The organism is Candidatus Binatus sp. (assembly GCF_030646925.1).
Classification (GTDB): Bacteria; Desulfobacterota; Binatia; order Binatales; family Binataceae; genus Binatus.
On sequence record NZ_JAUSKL010000030.1, the window covers coordinates 38,538 to 54,228 of the forward strand.

The 15,691-nt window shown below is 61.8% G+C and carries 13 protein-coding genes; 3 read left to right on the forward strand and 10 right to left on the reverse strand.

From position 1 onward, the window contains the following. Positions 1–87: 87 nt before the first annotated feature. Positions 88–2,148, forward strand: a complete 2,061-nt coding sequence (locus Q7S58_RS04715) for a transglycosylase SLT domain-containing protein (RefSeq protein WP_304821357.1) — start codon at positions 88–90, stop codon at positions 2,146–2,148. 197 nt (positions 2,149–2,345) lie between these two features. Here Q7S58_RS04715 and Q7S58_RS04720 read toward each other — a convergent pair whose 3' ends face one another. Further along, the gene (locus Q7S58_RS04720) at positions 2,346–3,971 is read right to left on the reverse strand and encodes an amidohydrolase family protein (RefSeq protein WP_304821359.1); all 1,626 of its coding nucleotides are present in this window, start codon (positions 3,969–3,971) and stop codon (positions 2,346–2,348) included. A gap of 258 nt (positions 3,972–4,229) precedes the next feature. Here Q7S58_RS04720 and Q7S58_RS04725 point away from each other — a divergent pair, with 258 nt between their 5' ends. Continuing rightward, positions 4,230–4,898 (forward strand): hypothetical protein, encoded by a 669-nt coding sequence (locus Q7S58_RS04725; RefSeq protein WP_304821361.1) that lies wholly within the window; start codon positions 4,230–4,232, stop codon positions 4,896–4,898. A gap of 5 nt (positions 4,899–4,903) precedes the next feature. Here Q7S58_RS04725 and Q7S58_RS04730 read toward each other — a convergent pair whose 3' ends face one another. The 5 genes from Q7S58_RS04730 to Q7S58_RS04750 are packed head-to-tail and all read right to left on the reverse strand — an operon-like array spanning position 4,904 to position 9,552. Further along, the gene (locus Q7S58_RS04730) at positions 4,904–5,404 is read right to left on the reverse strand and encodes a histidine phosphatase family protein (protein WP_304821363.1); all 501 of its coding nucleotides are present in this window, start codon (positions 5,402–5,404) and stop codon (positions 4,904–4,906) included. Next, positions 5,404–6,510: a CHAD domain-containing protein gene (locus tag Q7S58_RS04735; protein WP_304821365.1), complete on the reverse strand. Its 1,107-nt coding sequence runs from the start codon at positions 6,508–6,510 to the stop codon at positions 5,404–5,406. The genes Q7S58_RS04730 and Q7S58_RS04735 overlap by 1 nt, the downstream gene beginning before the upstream one ends. Positions 6,511–6,513: 3 nt before the next feature. Further along, positions 6,514–7,284, reverse strand: coding sequence for a thymidylate kinase (locus Q7S58_RS04740; RefSeq protein WP_304821367.1), 771 nt, complete (start codon positions 7,282–7,284; stop codon positions 6,514–6,516). Next, positions 7,259–8,101, reverse strand: coding sequence for a thymidylate kinase (locus Q7S58_RS04745; protein WP_304821369.1), 843 nt, complete (start codon positions 8,099–8,101; stop codon positions 7,259–7,261). Before Q7S58_RS04745 ends, Q7S58_RS04740 begins: the two co-directional genes overlap by 26 nt. Then, the gene (locus Q7S58_RS04750) at positions 8,038–9,552 is read right to left on the reverse strand and encodes a Ppx/GppA phosphatase family protein (RefSeq protein WP_304821371.1); all 1,515 of its coding nucleotides are present in this window, start codon (positions 9,550–9,552) and stop codon (positions 8,038–8,040) included. Before Q7S58_RS04750 ends, Q7S58_RS04745 begins: the two co-directional genes overlap by 64 nt. A 127-nt stretch (positions 9,553–9,679) precedes the next feature. Between Q7S58_RS04750 and Q7S58_RS04755 the strand changes: the two genes are divergently transcribed. After that, positions 9,680–11,344, forward strand: coding sequence for a DHA2 family efflux MFS transporter permease subunit (locus Q7S58_RS04755; protein ID WP_304821373.1), 1,665 nt, complete (start codon positions 9,680–9,682; stop codon positions 11,342–11,344). 435 nt (positions 11,345–11,779) lie between these two features. Here the strand turns inward: Q7S58_RS04755 and Q7S58_RS04760 are convergent, their stop codons facing one another. From Q7S58_RS04760 to Q7S58_RS04775, 4 genes are all read right to left on the reverse strand, one after another. After that, positions 11,780–12,241: a pyridoxamine 5'-phosphate oxidase family protein gene (locus tag Q7S58_RS04760; RefSeq protein ID WP_304821375.1), complete on the reverse strand. Its 462-nt coding sequence runs from the start codon at positions 12,239–12,241 to the stop codon at positions 11,780–11,782. A gap of 96 nt (positions 12,242–12,337) precedes the next feature. Beyond that, positions 12,338–12,976, reverse strand: coding sequence for a deoxynucleoside kinase (locus Q7S58_RS04765; protein WP_304821377.1), 639 nt, complete (start codon positions 12,974–12,976; stop codon positions 12,338–12,340). 76 nt (positions 12,977–13,052) lie between these two features. Next, on the reverse strand, positions 13,053–13,913 hold the full coding sequence (locus Q7S58_RS04770; protein WP_304821379.1) for a lipopolysaccharide assembly protein LapB: 861 nt from the start codon (positions 13,911–13,913) through the stop codon (positions 13,053–13,055). Positions 13,914–14,220: 307 nt separating this feature from the next. Next, a complete protein-coding gene (locus Q7S58_RS04775) occupies positions 14,221–15,471 on the reverse strand; it encodes a hypothetical protein (protein ID WP_304821380.1) in 1,251 nt (416 codons plus the stop codon). Positions 15,472–15,691 lie beyond the last annotated feature (220 nt).

Genomic DNA, 15,691 nt, shown 5'->3' on the forward strand with positions numbered 1-15,691 from the left:
TCCATTTGCATTGCGGGTTGACTCGTGACCCGACGACGCACGCGCAACCATTTTGATTTTGTGGCAAGCTACCAGGCCGGTATTTTCATGACAATTGACGGAGTCGCCCCGATTCGTATCGCGCGCAACGCACGCCGCGCATCGCGCCGGCTCGTCCTGTGGATGATCGTCGCCGCGATCGTTATTTCCGCCGCGACGCCGCGTCCCGTCCGCGCCGCGCAAATAAAAGTTCCGCTCACGATCGATTACCTCGCACTCCGCGAAGCGCTGCAGCACACGCTCTACACCGCGCCCGGCAATCGCGCCCCGCTCTGGAACGGCGCCGACGAATGCCAGTTTCTCTTCGCCGAAAATCCCAACTTCATGCGCGCGTCCGCCGACGTCAAACTCGAGACCGCCGCCAGCCTCGGGATGGGCGTCAGCCTCGGCGGCCGATGCATCAGTCCGATCGCGTGGGACGGAATCGTCGAAGCGATCGGCAAGCCTTACATCGCAAGCGGTCTCCAGCTCAAATTTCATTTCGCCGATTTGAACCTCTACAAGTCGAACCACGAAAAATCGATGCTCGTCAGCAAGGGCTTCGACCTCATCAAGCAGTACCTAATCCCACGCCTCGAACTGTTCTCGTACGACCTCAATCCCGCGATTCAGCAACTCGGCTCGATGGCCGAAGACGCCGGGACGCCCGCGGTCGCCGCGCGCATCCATGCCGCGATGGCGTCGCTCACCGCCGATCCGCAAATCGTCGCGCTCGACGACGGCGTCCGCGTGACGCTGCTGATCAACGTGCCCGATCTCCCGGCGCCGACGCCCGCCGAGGGAATCGCGCCGACGCCCGCGCCGCTGACGCCCGCCGAAATCGCCGCCTTCCAGACGCTGCTCGATCAATGGGACGCGTTCCTCGTCTTCGCGGTGAAGCAACTCGGCAGCAGCGTCGGCGACCAGCAGTTCCGCGGCGAGTTGCTGAAAATCCTGCTCGATAGCCGCTATCGACTCGTCCAGGCGCTGCGCGATCCGGCCGCGAGCGCCGGCCCCGATCCGGTGCGCGAGATTTTTCTCGATGAATGGCGCCAACTGCACGACGCGGTGAAAGCCGCCGCCGCGCGCGGGATGCTCGGTGCGCGCGCGCTCGAGTTCCTCTCTTTCATCTCGGCTGGCGACGCGCTATTCGCCCTCGATCAAGCGGCGCCCGCACTCGGGATGCGCATCTCGGCCGCCGATCTGCGCCGACTCGCCCATCTGATGGCGCCGCAGGCCGCCGGCGATCCGCTCAAGTTCAATTTCGACGAGGACGCCGATCTCAAAAAACTCTTCGACGTTCCCGAACCCGCCGAAAGCAGCGGCCCGCTCGACACTTCGGAGGAAATCGTCGCGACGCCCACCGCGTCGCCATCCGCGCTCGCCACTCCTACATCGCCACTTTTGCCCGAACCGAGTCCTGCACCTTCCGCTGCTCCAACGCCGACGCCGGCGCCGATCTCGATGATTCCCGCATCCTTCTCGGTCCTGTCGCCGCGCGCCGCCTTCGCCGCCGAAGGAGAGTTGTTGCCGCGCCTCGAAAGCGTCGCCAAAAAACTTCGTCGCGTCGTCGTCACCGAAGAAAATTTCGAACGCTATCGCGATGACATGAAACGACTGCTCGAGCTAAGCGCCGATCAGCAAATCGCCGAGGGCGGCGTGGACCGGCGCTTCCGCACGATGTACCCGCTGCTCGTGCAGAGCGTCGCATGGCAGGAAAGCTGCTGGCGGCAATTCATCGTCGCCAACTCGCGCATCAAGTGGCTCGAGTCCGCCACCGGCGATATCGGCCTGATGCAGGTGAACAAGCACGTCTGGCGCGGCTTCTACAGTGTCGAACGCCTGAAATGGGACGTGCTCTACAACGCCGGCGCCGGCAGCGAAATCCTGACCCGCATGATGATGTATGCGCTGGCGCATCCGGCGAACGATCCCGCGCCGGTCGCCGATCATCTCTCGCGCTCCACCTACGCCGCCTACAACGGCGGCCCCAACGCCTGCAATCGATGGCGCTCCGACGAACTCCCGCCGCTTCGCAAAATCGACGAATCGTTCTGGGAGAAGTTCCGCGCCGTGAAGCACGGCGAGCCGATCGATATCCTCGCCTGCGCCGCCCACTGGGGCACCTGATTTTCACTATCCTTCTAACAGCGCGTAGCGCGCATCTTAATCTCGATGCGATTCGGCCTTACGGCCGGAAGTCGGCTTCGCACCTCAGTGTGACAATGCTCCGCGACGCGAAGTCCTCTTCGCGGCGTGGCAGGAAGCGCGAAACCCGTGAGGGGTTTCGAAAGTTTTGCTATCTTCCTTCCTCAGCAGGGCGACGATCAGCCGCGCGCGATCCACTCGCCCGCGCGGACGCCGTCGCCGCACCACTTCCCCTCCGCGACCACCGACGTCCCATTCACCAGCACGTGCTCGATTCCGATCGGCTCGATCGCCGGCGCGGTCGCGTCAGCGCCGCTCGCGATCGTATCAGGATTGAACAGCACCAAATCCGCCGCGTATCCACGACGCACAATGCCGCGCCCCGCAAGCCGCATCCGCTTCGCGGCCATGCCCGTCGCCTTGTGCACCGCGTCCTCCAGCGTGAGCAGTTTCAACTGGCGCACGTAGTGCCCCATGATGCGCGGATAGGCGCCGAAGCTCGCCGGATTATGATGCCCATGCGAAGTCAGGATCGTGTCCATCTCGAACAGATTCAGCGGATGGCTCATCGCGGCCCGCAGCGCGTGCTCGTCGGCGTCATCGCCGCTATATAGATGTATCAGCACGCGCCCGCGCGTTTCGCTCTCGCGCGCGATCGTCAGGTACGCCTCGATCGGATCGACTTTCAGCTCGTCCGCGATCTCTCCGAAAAATTTGCCCTCGAGATATTTGAGCTCCGGCTTCACCGCCCACATCAACTGGATCGATTCCGCGATAAACTCGCCCAGCGGACGAAATCCCTCCTTCAGCCTCGCCCATCCGTCCTTGCTGTCGAGCAGCGCCTCCAGCCCGGTCTGCGACCACGCCGGAAAAATGATCCGAATCGTCGTATTGCCGCAGGTGTAGGGGAAGGTATCGAACGCGATATCCACGCCGTCATTCCGATGCCGTTCGATTTCGCCCAGCGTCTCGTCGACGGTCTCCCACGTGCGGCGCCCGACGAAAATCAGATGCGACACCTGCAGTGGCACGCCCGCCTCGCGCGCGACATTCGCCATCTCGCGCACCGCCAGGATGTTGTGCGGAACGCGGCTGTCGAAAAATAGCGATCGCACCGAGTATGCGCGCAGATGAGACGTCAGCACTCCGCCCGCCGCCGCCGCGACCCGCGCGAGACTCGCAAGCTCCGCCGGCTTCGCGATCATCCCGGGAAAATATCCAAGCCCCGTCGAAAGCCCGACTGCGCCGTCCGCCATCGCGCGCTCGACCATCGCCTGCATCTCGCGCAACTGCTCGGCCGACGGCTCGCCCGCGTCGGCGCCCATCACGCTGAGCCTGATACTGCCGTGACCGGCGAGGTGCGCGACGTTGAGCGCGAGCCCCTGCCGCCTGAGCGCACCGGCGAAGCCCGCGACCGTGTCCCAGCTCCAATCGAACTTGCGCTCCGCGCACAGCCGTCCCGATTCATCGAGCATCCGCTGCCGCTCGGGTTTTATCGGCGCCGTCGAAAATCCGCAGTTGCCGCCGACGAATGTGGTAACGCCCTGCATCAGGAACGGCTTCAGGATTTCGCCGTGCTCGGGCGTCGGCACGACCCAGTCCGAATGCGAATGCAGATCGATAAAGCCCGGCGCGATCACCAGGCCGGTCGCATCGATCTCGCGCGCCGCGGCGATGCTCGACGTATCCGGCGGGGCCGCGACTTCCGCGATCCTGCGCCCGGCGATCGCGACGTCGGCGCGCACGCGCGGCGCGCCGCTGCCATCGACTACCGTGCCGTTTCGAATGACCAGGTCGTAGTCCATCCGCCGATTATTCTGTCCGCGTCCTCCGAGCGCAAACCCTTCTCTCCTTTCGACAACCCCGCCAGTCTCGAGTCATCTCTTTCTGGGTGCGTGATCCACCACTTGGTCATCCTGACCCGAAGGCTGCCGTCCTTTACCTCGCCCGCTTGGTTGCGGGAGAGGTCGCCGAAGCGCGCAGCGACAAGGCGGGTGAGGGTGCAGCTCAACGTCCCAACTATCTCTCCTCGCCGCTCTTACATCTTTGTTTTGCTTCCCGCGATGCTACAATTCGGCGCCATGCACGACGCGATTCGCACCTTTCGCAATGTCATTGGAGTTCTACTGATCGTTGCATCGATCTTTTCGATCCTGCCGATCGCGATCACCCCGTCGCTTGCCCAACCGATCGCCGCCGTGACGAAGACCGAGGTCATCACATTCGCGCCACCACTCCCGACGGGCAGCGCGCGCGAAGGCAGTTGCTGGACGACCTCGATCGCAGTGACGCGGCCCGGCGCCTATCGATGCATGGTCGGCAACAGCATCGAGGACCCATGCTTTGCAGTACCGCCGAATCGCGACAAACTGGTCTGCGGCGCGAATCCGATCCTCAAACAAGATGGCTTTGTCCTCAAATTGACCAAGCCGCTCCCGACCGACGTCCCGCCGCCATCTGTTTCGCCGCAGCCGTGGATAATCAAGCTCGCCGACGGTTCGAGTTGCGTCGCGATGACGGGAACGCTGGTCGCCGTGAACGGGGAGCCGGCGCGATGGTCATGCGCGATTCACATCCGCGATCAAATCCGGCGGATGGGCGTCATCACAACTATCACTCCCGGAAAAATCTGGACCGCCGAGCGCTTCGCCGAAAGCGCGATCGCCAATCCGGCCAGCGGCGCGCGCCGGGTCACCGGCGAGACGTTACCGATCAAAACAATCTGGGAGTGACGCCGCTACTTGCGCATTTGACGCAATTGCCGATGCGTCAGCATCCAGCGCAGTTCGCCGCCGCCGCGATCGAAGCGCGCCGGCAGATCGATCGCGATGCATCCGCCGGTCTTCAGCTTCGCCTGGATCACGTCGCCGGCGCCGGTCAGCACGATCGACGCGATCGCCGACAGTTGCGGCTCGTGTCCGACGATCATCACGTGATCGTTCTTGGCGAACGCGCGCAGCGCCGCGACCGCGTCCGACGGCGGCACTCCGGTCGCCAGCGCGGGCAACACTTGCGGCGACGGCGTGTTGTCGTAAGCCGCCGCGACAAGTTCCGCAGTCTCCGTTGCGCGCGCGAGCGGGCTGGTCAAGATCACGTCGAACTTGAGTTGCATTTCGCGGAACCCGGCCGCCGCTCCAACCATTTTTTCCTTCGATTTTTGCGTGAGCTGCCGCGCGCCGTCGTCGCCGCTCGACGATGTTTCTTCGGCAGTCGCGTGGCGCAAAATGTAGAGCATCATCAGTGGGTACCTGTCTCGGCCGCCGCTTCCGGGCTGAACTCGGGCGCCGGTTCGACAATGGAATTATCGTCCGGCGATTGCGCGTTTGCCTCCGCGCCGCGCGACTCTGCCGCCGCGATCGCCTCGACACCCGTGGCTTCCGGCGCGATCAGGTTCGCCTCCACCGGCGCGAGTTGCCCGGCGCGCCGAATCTCGTCGAGTGCGTCATCGAGCACGCCGGAGGTTTGGAATTTCCGCCACTCCTTGATCGATTGACGGCGCAGATTTTTCGCGCGGCTGCCGAGCGAATGGATCAGCGCGCCCGCCGCCAGCACCGTCCGCGCCGGCATCTCGAGGTTGTCCGCGAACGACATCAGCCACGCGCCGGTAACGTTGGCGTCGTTATACTCGCCGAGCAGATCTTGCAATTCTTCGAGCCGCGCGAGCGTTTTCTTGTGATTCTTCGCGCCCAGCGCGGACAGCATCTCGAGCGCATAGCGAAGCCGCTTCAGTCTCACGCGCAACTTGTGAAAGCCGCGCGGCGGCGATTCGACGTTGAGCTTGCGGCCGCGCTTCTGCGCGTCTTCGACGATCGGATCGAGCACTTCGTCCGCGATTATCCCGAGCTTGCGCTCGGCCCACGCTTTCTTGAACGACGGCGCCGCGAGTTTTTCGATCAGTGCGCGATATCGCTTCGATGTCAGCGCCGCGCACAGCGCAGCATGCTCGATGCTTCTCTGATTGGCGAGCGCCGACACGATTGGCTCGATCGATTTGGCGAGCTCCGGATCGATCTTCTGCGCGCGCTCCTGCACCAGCATCGCCTTGATGTCGCAATCGCGCACCGCGCCCCCCAGTCCGGCGATCCATTTAATTTCGCGCGTAAAGATTCGCACCTGCGCGGCGTACAAAACTTTTTCGAACACCTGCAGTGAAGCGCGCAGCCGCCGCGACGACACCCGCAACTGATGCATCGCCTCGGCTTCGCCCTCGATCGCCGCCGGCTGATTGCTCCGCAGCACCACGAGCCCCGCCGCGATTGCCTTGCGCGCGCATTCGCCCGCCTTTTCAGCCGGCGCCAGCGTCACTTTTCGCGGACGCGAATCGTCGATGCCCGCCTCGGCCATCAGCTATTCCTTGCGCGTCGATGGACCATTCGCGCTCTCAGCCGTGGCTGGCTCCGCCGCTGGCCCGACCGCTGCGCCGCGCAGGTATTCCGCGATATGCCGGCGCAGTTCCGCCTGAACCTCGTCGGCTGGCGCGCGCGCATCAACCGTGATGAAGCCGAACTCGTCTGCCAGCCGCCGATACTCTTCGATCAGCCGGCTCTGGTAGCGCTCGAATGAGTCGAACAGATCGCTGCCGAGCGCGAGATGCATCCCCGATTCCCAGTAGTCCATGCCCTTGCCCATGATCACGCGCGGGATCAGCGTCTCGACGTCGATATCGAGGTAGAGCACCAGGTCGGGCACCAGCGCCATGCCGAACACGTCGCGCGTCCACGCGGGATTCGCGCCCATCACCGTGTTGCGCGCAAACGCGGTGTACATGTAGCGATCCGCGATCACGATAAACCCCGCTTGCAGCGCAGGCAGAATCTCGTGCTCGAGGCGATCGGCAAAATCCGCCGCATAGAGCAGGCTGAAAGTCGTCACCGTCAATTGATGACCCGCCTTCGCTTCGTTGATCGTCTCGGAGAGCAGCGGCGACCGCGTCCATCCGGTGTTGCTGACCGCGTAGCCCTCGAGTTCGAGCCACGGCCGCAGCAACTGGATTTGTGTCGAGCGTCCGACGCCGTCGGTGCCCTCGATCGCGATCAGATGCCCCGGCAGGCGCTTCTTCGCGATGTACGGCAGGCCGTGGCCGTACCAGTTCTTAGCTTGTGGCGGGCGCGATTCCATGATTGCCGCGGGCGCGTTGCCGATCGTAGTCGCGCAGAATTTCCTGCACCATCGTGCGCACGATTTTTTGCTGCGCCGGAATTTCCGCAGTCGCGTCGATCGAACGCATGCCAAATTCAAACGTAAGCTGATCGTAGATCGTTAGCACCCGGCTTTGAAACAGCCGGAAACTCTCGACCGGATCGGTGGACAGTCCCACGTCCATCCCGGCCTCGTGATACTTCAGCTTGGCGCGGCCCGAGAGCAATCGCTCCAGCGACACGTCGATCGGCACCCTGAAGTACAACGTGAGATCGGGTCGCAGCGCGCCGCTGTACACCGCCCGCACCCAGTCGGGATGCACCCCGCGCGCCACGTCGCGCGCAAACGCCGTGTACACGTATCGATCCGCGAGCACGATCATGCCGGCCTTGAGCGGCGGCAAAATCTGGTAGGTAAATCGATCCGCGAAATCCACCGCGTGCAGCAGGCTGAACGTGGTCGGCGTCAGCAGGTTCTTTTTCTTGCCGCGCTGCATCGAGTGGCGCACCAGCCGCGACGAATTCCACTCCGTAAAATGCACCGGATAGCCGCGCGACCGGAGCCATCGTTCGAGCAGCAGCAGTTGCGTCGATTTGCCCGAGCCGTCGATTCCCTCGACCGCGATCAGCCGCCCGGGATACGGATGCGGCGTGTCGAGCAGGCTCTTCGCCGCGGGCTTGGCCTCGGCTGCGGGCGCGCTCGGGTGACCGTTGGCCGACGGCTCGATCGCCGCTATCGCTGCAGCACCACCTGCCGGTCCAGCAGTCTCGATAACAGGTCGGTCCTTCTCTCGCATGTCCATAGCTCGAGGTCCGCCTTTTCGTTTCCCGAATCGACTCCGATAATCACGCGCCCGGGCGAGTAGCTCACCCCAATATCCTTAACCACGCCGAAGTGCGTCCGATCCAGCGCGTCGGCGACTCGAAGAATCGCGGCCAGACCTCGCACCACGCGGCGTCGCGCGGGATTCAGCGCCTTCAAGTCGGGCGAATCGAGCTTCGGCGCTTGCTTGCGATGACCCCGCGCGGCTTGCGCGATCACTTCGATTTCGTCCGGATCGAAGCCGAATAATTCCGCGTTGCGGATCAAGTAGTAAGAATGGCGATTGTGCCGATCGTGATCAATGGCATGCCCGATATCGTGCAAAAGCGCCGCAAATTCGAGTAGTTCCCGCGAGGCTTTCGGCAATCCCAGCACCGGCGCGGTCGCGTCGAACAGCGTCAGCGCCAGCTTCGCGACTTGCTTGCCGTGCTTGTTGGCGCCCGCGAATCGCGACGACAATGCATTCACCGATCTCCGCCGCGAATCGCTCGCCGAGTGCGAATCGATCCCGCGCGCGAGTCCCAGCAGCACCCCCTCGCGCAGCGCCCATGTGCACGCCACCAGCTCCGGCGCCCCCGATTTCCGCATCACGTAGTTCACCAGCGTCGCCGCCGCCGGCATCAGGTCCGCGCGCTTCGCATCCATCCCCGGCAACTCGACGCGCATCGCGGCATTCGCCTCGACCAGGTCGCGCTTCAGCTCCGCGATCTCGCCCGCCGACGCGCTCGCGCCATGCAGCCGTCCGAGCTCCTCGCCGCGCGCCGCACGCGCCATCGCGACCAGCGTGTTGATCGTCCCCGACGTTCCCACCGCGCGCACCACGCCGGCCTTGCGCGTCGCGCGCATCAGCGTGCCGATCTCGCGCTCGAGATGCGCTTCCAGCCGCGCGAGTTGTGCGCGAGTTGGCGGATCGTCGCCGAAGAATCGCTCCGCGAGCCGCGCCACCCCCAGCTTCACGCTGCGCATCCACAGCGGGCGCCCGTCGCGCACCAGCACCAACTCCACGCTGCCGCCGCCCACATCGACCAGCAGATGCGGCCCGCCGTCGAGCCCGAGCGCATGATGCGCCGCCTGAAAAATCAGCCGCGCTTCGTCGAGTCCCGAAATGATCTCGACCGTCAGTCCGGTCTCGCGCTTGATGCGCGCGATAAAATCCGCGCGATTGCGCGCCTCGCGCACTGCGCTGGTCGCCACCGCCCGCAGCCGATCCACCTTGCGCATGCGCGCGAGCCGCTTGAAGTTCACCAGCGCGCGCACCGCCAGATCCATCGCTTCCGGCGTCAGCCGCCCCGTGGTGAATGAGCGCCGCCCCAGCCGCACCATCTCCTTCACCCGATCGACGACTTCGATATGCCCTTCGCGCGACACCTCGGCGACCAGCATATGAACCGAATTTGAACCGACGTCGATCGCAGCAAGACGCATCGCATGCAAAGGTTAGCCGTCCGATCAGGCGATGTCATCTCGATCGATCGCGCATCGCGAAAAATTCGGCGATCGCCGCGGCGCTCGGCGTGAAATGAATGTTACGCTGCGACGATCAAGTCGCGTGATGAAACCATTCGCGTATGATGATCGTATCGGCGCGCCGAATCGCGCCTGGTACTGGTATCTCCCCTTGGCTGCCGCAGCTCCAACCACGATTGAAACCGTCGAATACGGCACCTCCCGCCATAAGTGGCTGATCGCGCTCGCCGTGATGCTCGGCACGACGCTCGAAGTGCTCGACACCTCGATCGTCAACGTCGCGCTGCCGCACATGCAGGGCAGCTTCTCCGCCAGCGTCGATGAAATCGCGTGGGTGCTGACGAGCTATCTCGTCGCCAACGGCATCATGATTCCGATGACCGGATGGATCTCCTCGCGCTTCGGCCGCAAGCGATACTTCCTCACCTCGGTCGCCGTGTTCGTGGTCGCCTCGGGCTTCTGCGGCGCGGCGCGTTCGCTCGATCAGATGGTGCTCTTCCGCCTGATCCAGGGCGCGGCCGGCGCCGCGATGGTTCCGTCGTCGCAGGCAATCCTGATCGAAACCTTCCCGCCCAACGAGCAACAGATGGCGATGGCGACCTGGGGGATGGGCCTGATGGTCGCGCCGATCATGGGCCCCACGCTCGGCGGATGGATCACCGACAACTGGAATTGGCGCTGGAATTTTTTCATCAACCTCCCGATCGGCGCCGCCGCCTTCCTGATGGTCACCACCTTCGTTCACGATCCCGCCTACTTGCAGAAGCGCCGCGCCAAAGGCGGCAAGACCGACTACACCGGCATCATCCTGCTCGTCGTCGGACTCGGCGTGGCGCAACTCGTCCTCGATCGCGGCCAGCGCGCCGATTGGTTCAACTCGCCGTGGATCCTGTGGGGCGCCGTCTTCGCCGCGATTTGCCTGATCGGCTTGACCATCAACGAATTGCATTTTCCCGAGCCGATTCTCGATTTGTCGATCCTCGGAATTCCGGTCTTTACGATGTCCGTGCTGTTGATGGTCGCAATGAGCTTCGCACTGTACGGCACCGGCCTGCTAAATCCGATTTTTTTGCAAGAGTTGATGGGTTATACCGCTTGGCGAGCTGGTTTAGTCCTCGCTCCGCGCGGAATTGGCACGATGGCCGCCATGCTGATGGTCGGACAACTCGCGCGTTTTCGCTATGACACCCGCCCACTGATCGGCGTCGGCTTCCTTCTGATGGCGGTTTCCTTGTGGACGATGTCCGGCTGGAACACCCAGGTCAGCACCTGGACCGTCACCTGGCCAAGCCTCGTGATGGGCGTCGGCATGGGCATGATCTTTCCAACACTCTCGGCGACCACTCTCTCATGCGTGAGCCGCGAGCGCGTCGGTTATGCCGCCAGCCTCTACAACATGATGCGCAATACGGGCGCCGCGATCGGCATCTCCTACATGACGACCGTGCTGGTGAATCACGAACAGACCCATCAGTCATACCTCGCCGAACATTTTTCGGTGTTCGACGCGTGGAAGATGAGCAACGCCGCGCGGTTCGCTCCCGGCAGTCACGGATTTGACTACTCGGCGCAGATTATCGGCGGTCAAAAGCAAGGCTTGGGGATCGTCTATGGAATGATCCAGCGCCAGGCCGCGATGCTTTCCTTCAACGACATCTATCGCGCCCTCGCGATCGTCATGATGCTGCTGATTCCGGTTTTCTTGTTCCTGCGCAAGCCTCAGTCCGGCGCCTCCTCCACCGCCCACTAAGCGTCCGCGACTCCCTATGTCACAGGCGTCAGCCCGTGGTCTTTCTGAGGGCAGTCACCGTGGCACAAAGTGGCACAGGCTTTAGCCTGTGGAGTTACTGACCAACAGTTAGAGGTACTCATTCCGCTCCGGCGCCATTCCATCAGCCTGAGCGGCGGCGGCCGTCCGATACCTCGCCCGTTGTTCAATCGAAGAGAGCCTGCCTTGAGCGAAGTCGAAGGGTCGCCGAAGCGCGTCCGCGATGAGGCGGGTGAGGGTGCAGGGATCGCGCGCCACAGAAAAAAACCGCGATCCTTCGACTCCGGAAGCACTCCGCTCAGAGTTTTGTGAAGATTTGCCGTGTGTTATTCACCTGGTTGTCATTCTGAGGTGAAGCCCTAAGCTCTCGAATGAGGCAGGCTGCCGGTGCCGAGAATCTCGGCCCGGAATTTTTCCTTAGCGCTCTTTCCAGATCGAGTACTTCGGCGGCCAGGTGCCGTGACCGCCCGGATACTTCGCATGCATCGCGCGTTCGATTCCAAACTCGAATGCAAGTTCGTCATTGGTGCTGGTCATCCCGCGCGCGACCTGGTCCTTGCGCACCATTTCGGCAACCTCAGGATCTTCGATCAACTTCGCGCGCCCCATCACGAGGAACTCGTCATCGACGTCAACCGGTGGAAACGTATGCAGCGCGTAGCGGCCGTCCCGGCGCAAATCGTTGCGCTTGTGCGAATCAACAATCAGCGCATAGAGGCGGCCGTTCACGACGGTCGGACAAATCGGATGCAATCGCGGCGCGCCATCCTTCCGCACCGTCGCCAGAAAGGCCAGCCCGACGCCAAACTGGTACAGCAGTTTCTTCCCCGCCTCGGCCATTTCTGGCTCGGCGTTTTCGAAATCGCTCCAGGTAGCCATCGCGAGACACCTCCTGAATTCGTCGCTTAGGGAAAACTGCGCAGGCGGAATACGAACTAGTTTCGCTATCTGTTCGTCAATGTCAAGCCGCGAAACTCAGCTCTTGCGCGGGACGAAGTATTGAGTGCCGGGGCCAGCATCGTCGATCTCGCGGATCAGGCTGGCGAGGTCCTCGGGATTCGCGACGAAATCGATCTCCGAAGTATCGACCACCAGCAGCGGCGCTTCGTCGTAGTAGAAAAAGAAATCGCGATACGCCACCGAGACGCGCTCGAGATACTCGAAACTGATGTGCCGCTCGAAATCGCGATTGCGCTTGCGGAGCCGCTCGCCCAGAACCTCGATCGTAGCGCGCACGTACACCACAAGGTCCGGCTTTTTCATCTCGGCGTCGAGCAATTTGTAAACGCCGTCGTAGAGCTTCAGCTCGTCGGGCGCGAGATTCATGGTCGCGAAGATTCGATCCTTGGCAAAGAGATAGTCGGCGACGGTTGCGGGCGCGAATAGATCCTGCTGCAGCAGTTCGCGCTGCTGATGATGCCGCGTCAGCAGGAAATAAAGCTGCGCCGGGAACGCGTACTTGTCGGGATCCTGGTAGAAGCGCGCGAGGAACGGATTGTTGTCCGCATCCTCGAGAATCAGGCGCGCCTTGAGCTCGCGGCTGAGTGCCTGCGCGAGGCTGGTCTTGCCGACTCCGATGGGACCTTCGACTGCGATATAGCCGCGCGAGCGCATCGGGGGTCGATTGTAGCGCTACGGCGCCACTATCGCGCGTGCCGGATTTTCGGATCGAAATTCGCCGACGCGTCGATCATTTCTTGCGATGCTTCTTCGCTTCGTCGCGCAGCTTGCGGACTTCGTCGTCGGGCGCGTTGGCGCGCTCTTCCAGGTCGGCGGCGGTGTCGTAGTCGGGCGGCGACTTGCGCAGATAGACCTGCGCGAGTTCCATGTTGGCGGCCTTGTCGTCCGGATATGCGCCGATCACGTCGTTCAGCAGCTTGAAGGTCGCGTCCGGAGTGCCCGCGGCTTTGGCGGCATCGTTGATTTTATGCATCAGCGAGTTGCCCTGCGGACCGAGGTCCGGATTTTTGTGCGCCTGCGCGAGCAGCATCGCGGCCCGCACGCCCTGATCGTAAGTGTTCATCGCCGCGGCGTATTTCTTTTCCTGCAACTGTTGGTCGCCTTGCTTTTCGATCTCGGGAAGCGCGTCGCTGAGCGCGGTCAGAGCCTTTTCGCGCGCCGCCTTGATACGCGTCTGCAAAAGGATGTCCTTTAGTTGGCGGAGCCCGTCTTCGGTCTTGCCGGCCTTGATCTCGTCGAGCGCCTTGCCGGACGAGTTGGCCAGGTCCTGCAGTTGTTTGTAGAGCCGCGTCTTGTCCATCAGCTTCTGATCGGTGGGATCGAGCATCGAGGCAGCCGTGTATTCGCGCGCGGCGCCTTCCTGATCGCCGAGCGCTTCATCGATATGCGCGAGCGACTTGTGCGCATCGACGTCGTTCGGATCGGCCTTGATGGAAAGTTCGAGTTCCTTTTTCGCGCCTTCGAGATCGCGCTTTTCGAACAAATCCTCCGCCTTGTAGAGATGCTTCTTGCCCTCGGACTGGCATCCGGTGACGACCGGGATGGCAATCAATAGCGACAAGATCAGCGCGCGCGATATCGCAGTTCGCATCGGATTATTCCCTCATCAAGGTTTGTCCGCAGGGGACGGAAATCCGGATGAGTCTGCAAGCATCCGCGCCAAATTGTCAAGGCACCGCCCCCCGCAGGGGCACGGCACATTGCCGGCGCAAGACGTTGATCGTAATCGCCTGCCGCGGGACCGAAACCTCACGCAGGTTTCGGACTTCCCGCTGTGATGAAGATGCGGCCTCCCGGCCTGTTGGTAATGGGGGTATCAACGTGCGCGCGTGTTTTCCTCAATTTGGATCAGTTTTGAGAAACAGGCCGCTCCGAAAGGGCTACGAGGGAGCCTACGATTATTTCAGCGCTTTTTTTGCGGTTTTCAGGATCTGAGCAGCCTCTTTGATTCCCCTTCGGAACCAATCGCTAGACGCTTTAGTGAAGGGACCGCCCAGAAAAGTCTCCGGGTCGCAAACCTTCAGGAAGAGTGAGTAAGAGCCCTCGTCATCAGTAATCTTGGGAGACACGGTCCACCCTTTCTCTTCCAGCTCGGTTTTCTCCTTGGCAGGAGGAAGCGGGATCAGTGTCCCGTCGTAATCCGACTCAATGCACACGAAGGCTTGAACCTTAGCACCCTTGGCCGCTTTGGCGTTTGGGCATTGGAATCCCCATCCGACGTACCATTTAAGCTTCATTAACTCCCAATCTTTTGTGCCGCTATCATAGCAGTAGGCGAAGTCGCCGATTGCGTTCTCGACGTCCGACCGTACATTGCTCGCCGGCAGCGATGCGGGGAGTAACTGTTTTTTGTACTGAGGAAGCGTTTTTTCGGCGACTTTCCGTGCATCTTTAAGAATTTCTCTGAGTTTGTTGTCGAACGTTTCTAGGTAGTCACAAACAACCGGAAGTGACTTACCGAAACGCTGAAATTCCTTCGCATCTATATCGTCCATGTTTTTTTCCTTCAAGAAGAGAATGAACTCGCGGATGAATACCAATAATTCCGGCTCAAGGTTGTTTCGGCTCGCTAGTTTCGTAAGCCATAGCCAGACCTGAGGCCACCGACAAACTGACCTAAAACTAGCCGGATATCTCTTCTCGTCGCTTAGAAAATCGCCTGGCCCTTCATCAATGCTAAGAAGTACCAAGCCCGCGTCGGATCGTTCACCTCTTAGGTATTGCGCATACTCCTCAAGCTGTTTAGCCGTTTTGCTTGGATCGTCAGTGACGTATTCCGCGCGTCCTCGCGTTTCTCTGACCTTGTTCTCTATCACCAAGGCAAGTGCCTTGTCCGCATAAAGACAGAGGTCGAGCCTCCTCGGTCTGTTGCCTTTCAAAAAGACTCGGCGCTGCGTGCCGAAGATCAGCCGCTCCGCCGAGCGTAGGCGCTGATCCAGATCCTTTCCCTGACCATCACAAAGAACCTGAGTTAGGAAAACCTCCGTTGCCCGTCGGGTTGGTCCTTTTTTTTCGAGCAGACGATTGAGGAGATCGGCGAGAGCTTCCGTCGAGAAATCCTCGAGAGGACTGCGCTTCTCGCGCGGCACATATCTAAACAAGTTGCTATAAAGAGAATTATCGGCAAGACCCATGTGCATTACCGCCATCGGATTTGGTGCATTGACTGATGGTTTCTAGCTTTTGGTCTTAGTTCGGTGCAATCGGCGTAGGCCTGCTCTTCGAACCGAGCGATGCCTGATTCTTAATGCGAGTGACAAGAGGCGGCGTTCTTAGGGCTTTAGATAGATCGATTTAGCGCATTCGAGACTCTTTTTGATTCCACTACTAACAGCGCGGAGCGCGCATCTTATCGCCACGGGAAGTCCG

Bases quoted from the DNA above. Each gene is read 5' to 3' on its own strand.
- Q7S58_RS04745 (WP_304821369.1), bottom strand. From the start codon at position 8,101: ATGCGAGAGAAGGACCGACCTGTTATCGAGACTGCTGGACCGGCAGGT.
- Q7S58_RS04725 (WP_304821361.1), top strand. From the start codon at position 4,230: ATGCTACAATTCGGCGCCATGCACGACGCGATTCGCACCTTTCGCAAT.
- Q7S58_RS04740 (WP_304821367.1), bottom strand. From the start codon at position 7,284: ATGGAATCGCGCCCGCCACAAGCTAAGAACTGGTACGGCCACGGCCTG.
- Q7S58_RS04755 (WP_304821373.1), top strand. From the start codon at position 9,680: ATGAAACCATTCGCGTATGATGATCGTATCGGCGCGCCGAATCGCGCC.
- Q7S58_RS04770 (WP_304821379.1), bottom strand. From the start codon at position 13,913: ATGCGAACTGCGATATCGCGCGCGCTGATCTTGTCGCTATTGATTGCC.
- Q7S58_RS04735 (WP_304821365.1), bottom strand. From the start codon at position 6,510: ATGGCCGAGGCGGGCATCGACGATTCGCGTCCGCGAAAAGTGACGCTG.
- Q7S58_RS04760 (WP_304821375.1), bottom strand. From the start codon at position 12,241: ATGGCTACCTGGAGCGATTTCGAAAACGCCGAGCCAGAAATGGCCGAG.
- Q7S58_RS04765 (WP_304821377.1), bottom strand. From the start codon at position 12,976: ATGCGCTCGCGCGGCTATATCGCAGTCGAAGGTCCCATCGGAGTCGGC.
- Q7S58_RS04750 (WP_304821371.1), bottom strand. From the start codon at position 9,552: ATGCGTCTTGCTGCGATCGACGTCGGTTCAAATTCGGTTCATATGCTG.
- Q7S58_RS04715 (WP_304821357.1), top strand. From the start codon at position 88: ATGACAATTGACGGAGTCGCCCCGATTCGTATCGCGCGCAACGCACGC.
- Q7S58_RS04730 (WP_304821363.1), bottom strand. From the start codon at position 5,404: ATGATGCTCTACATTTTGCGCCACGCGACTGCCGAAGAAACATCGTCG.
- Q7S58_RS04775 (WP_304821380.1), bottom strand. From the start codon at position 15,471: ATGGCGGTAATGCACATGGGTCTTGCCGATAATTCTCTTTATAGCAAC.
- Q7S58_RS04720 (WP_304821359.1), bottom strand. From the start codon at position 3,971: ATGGACTACGACCTGGTCATTCGAAACGGCACGGTAGTCGATGGCAGC.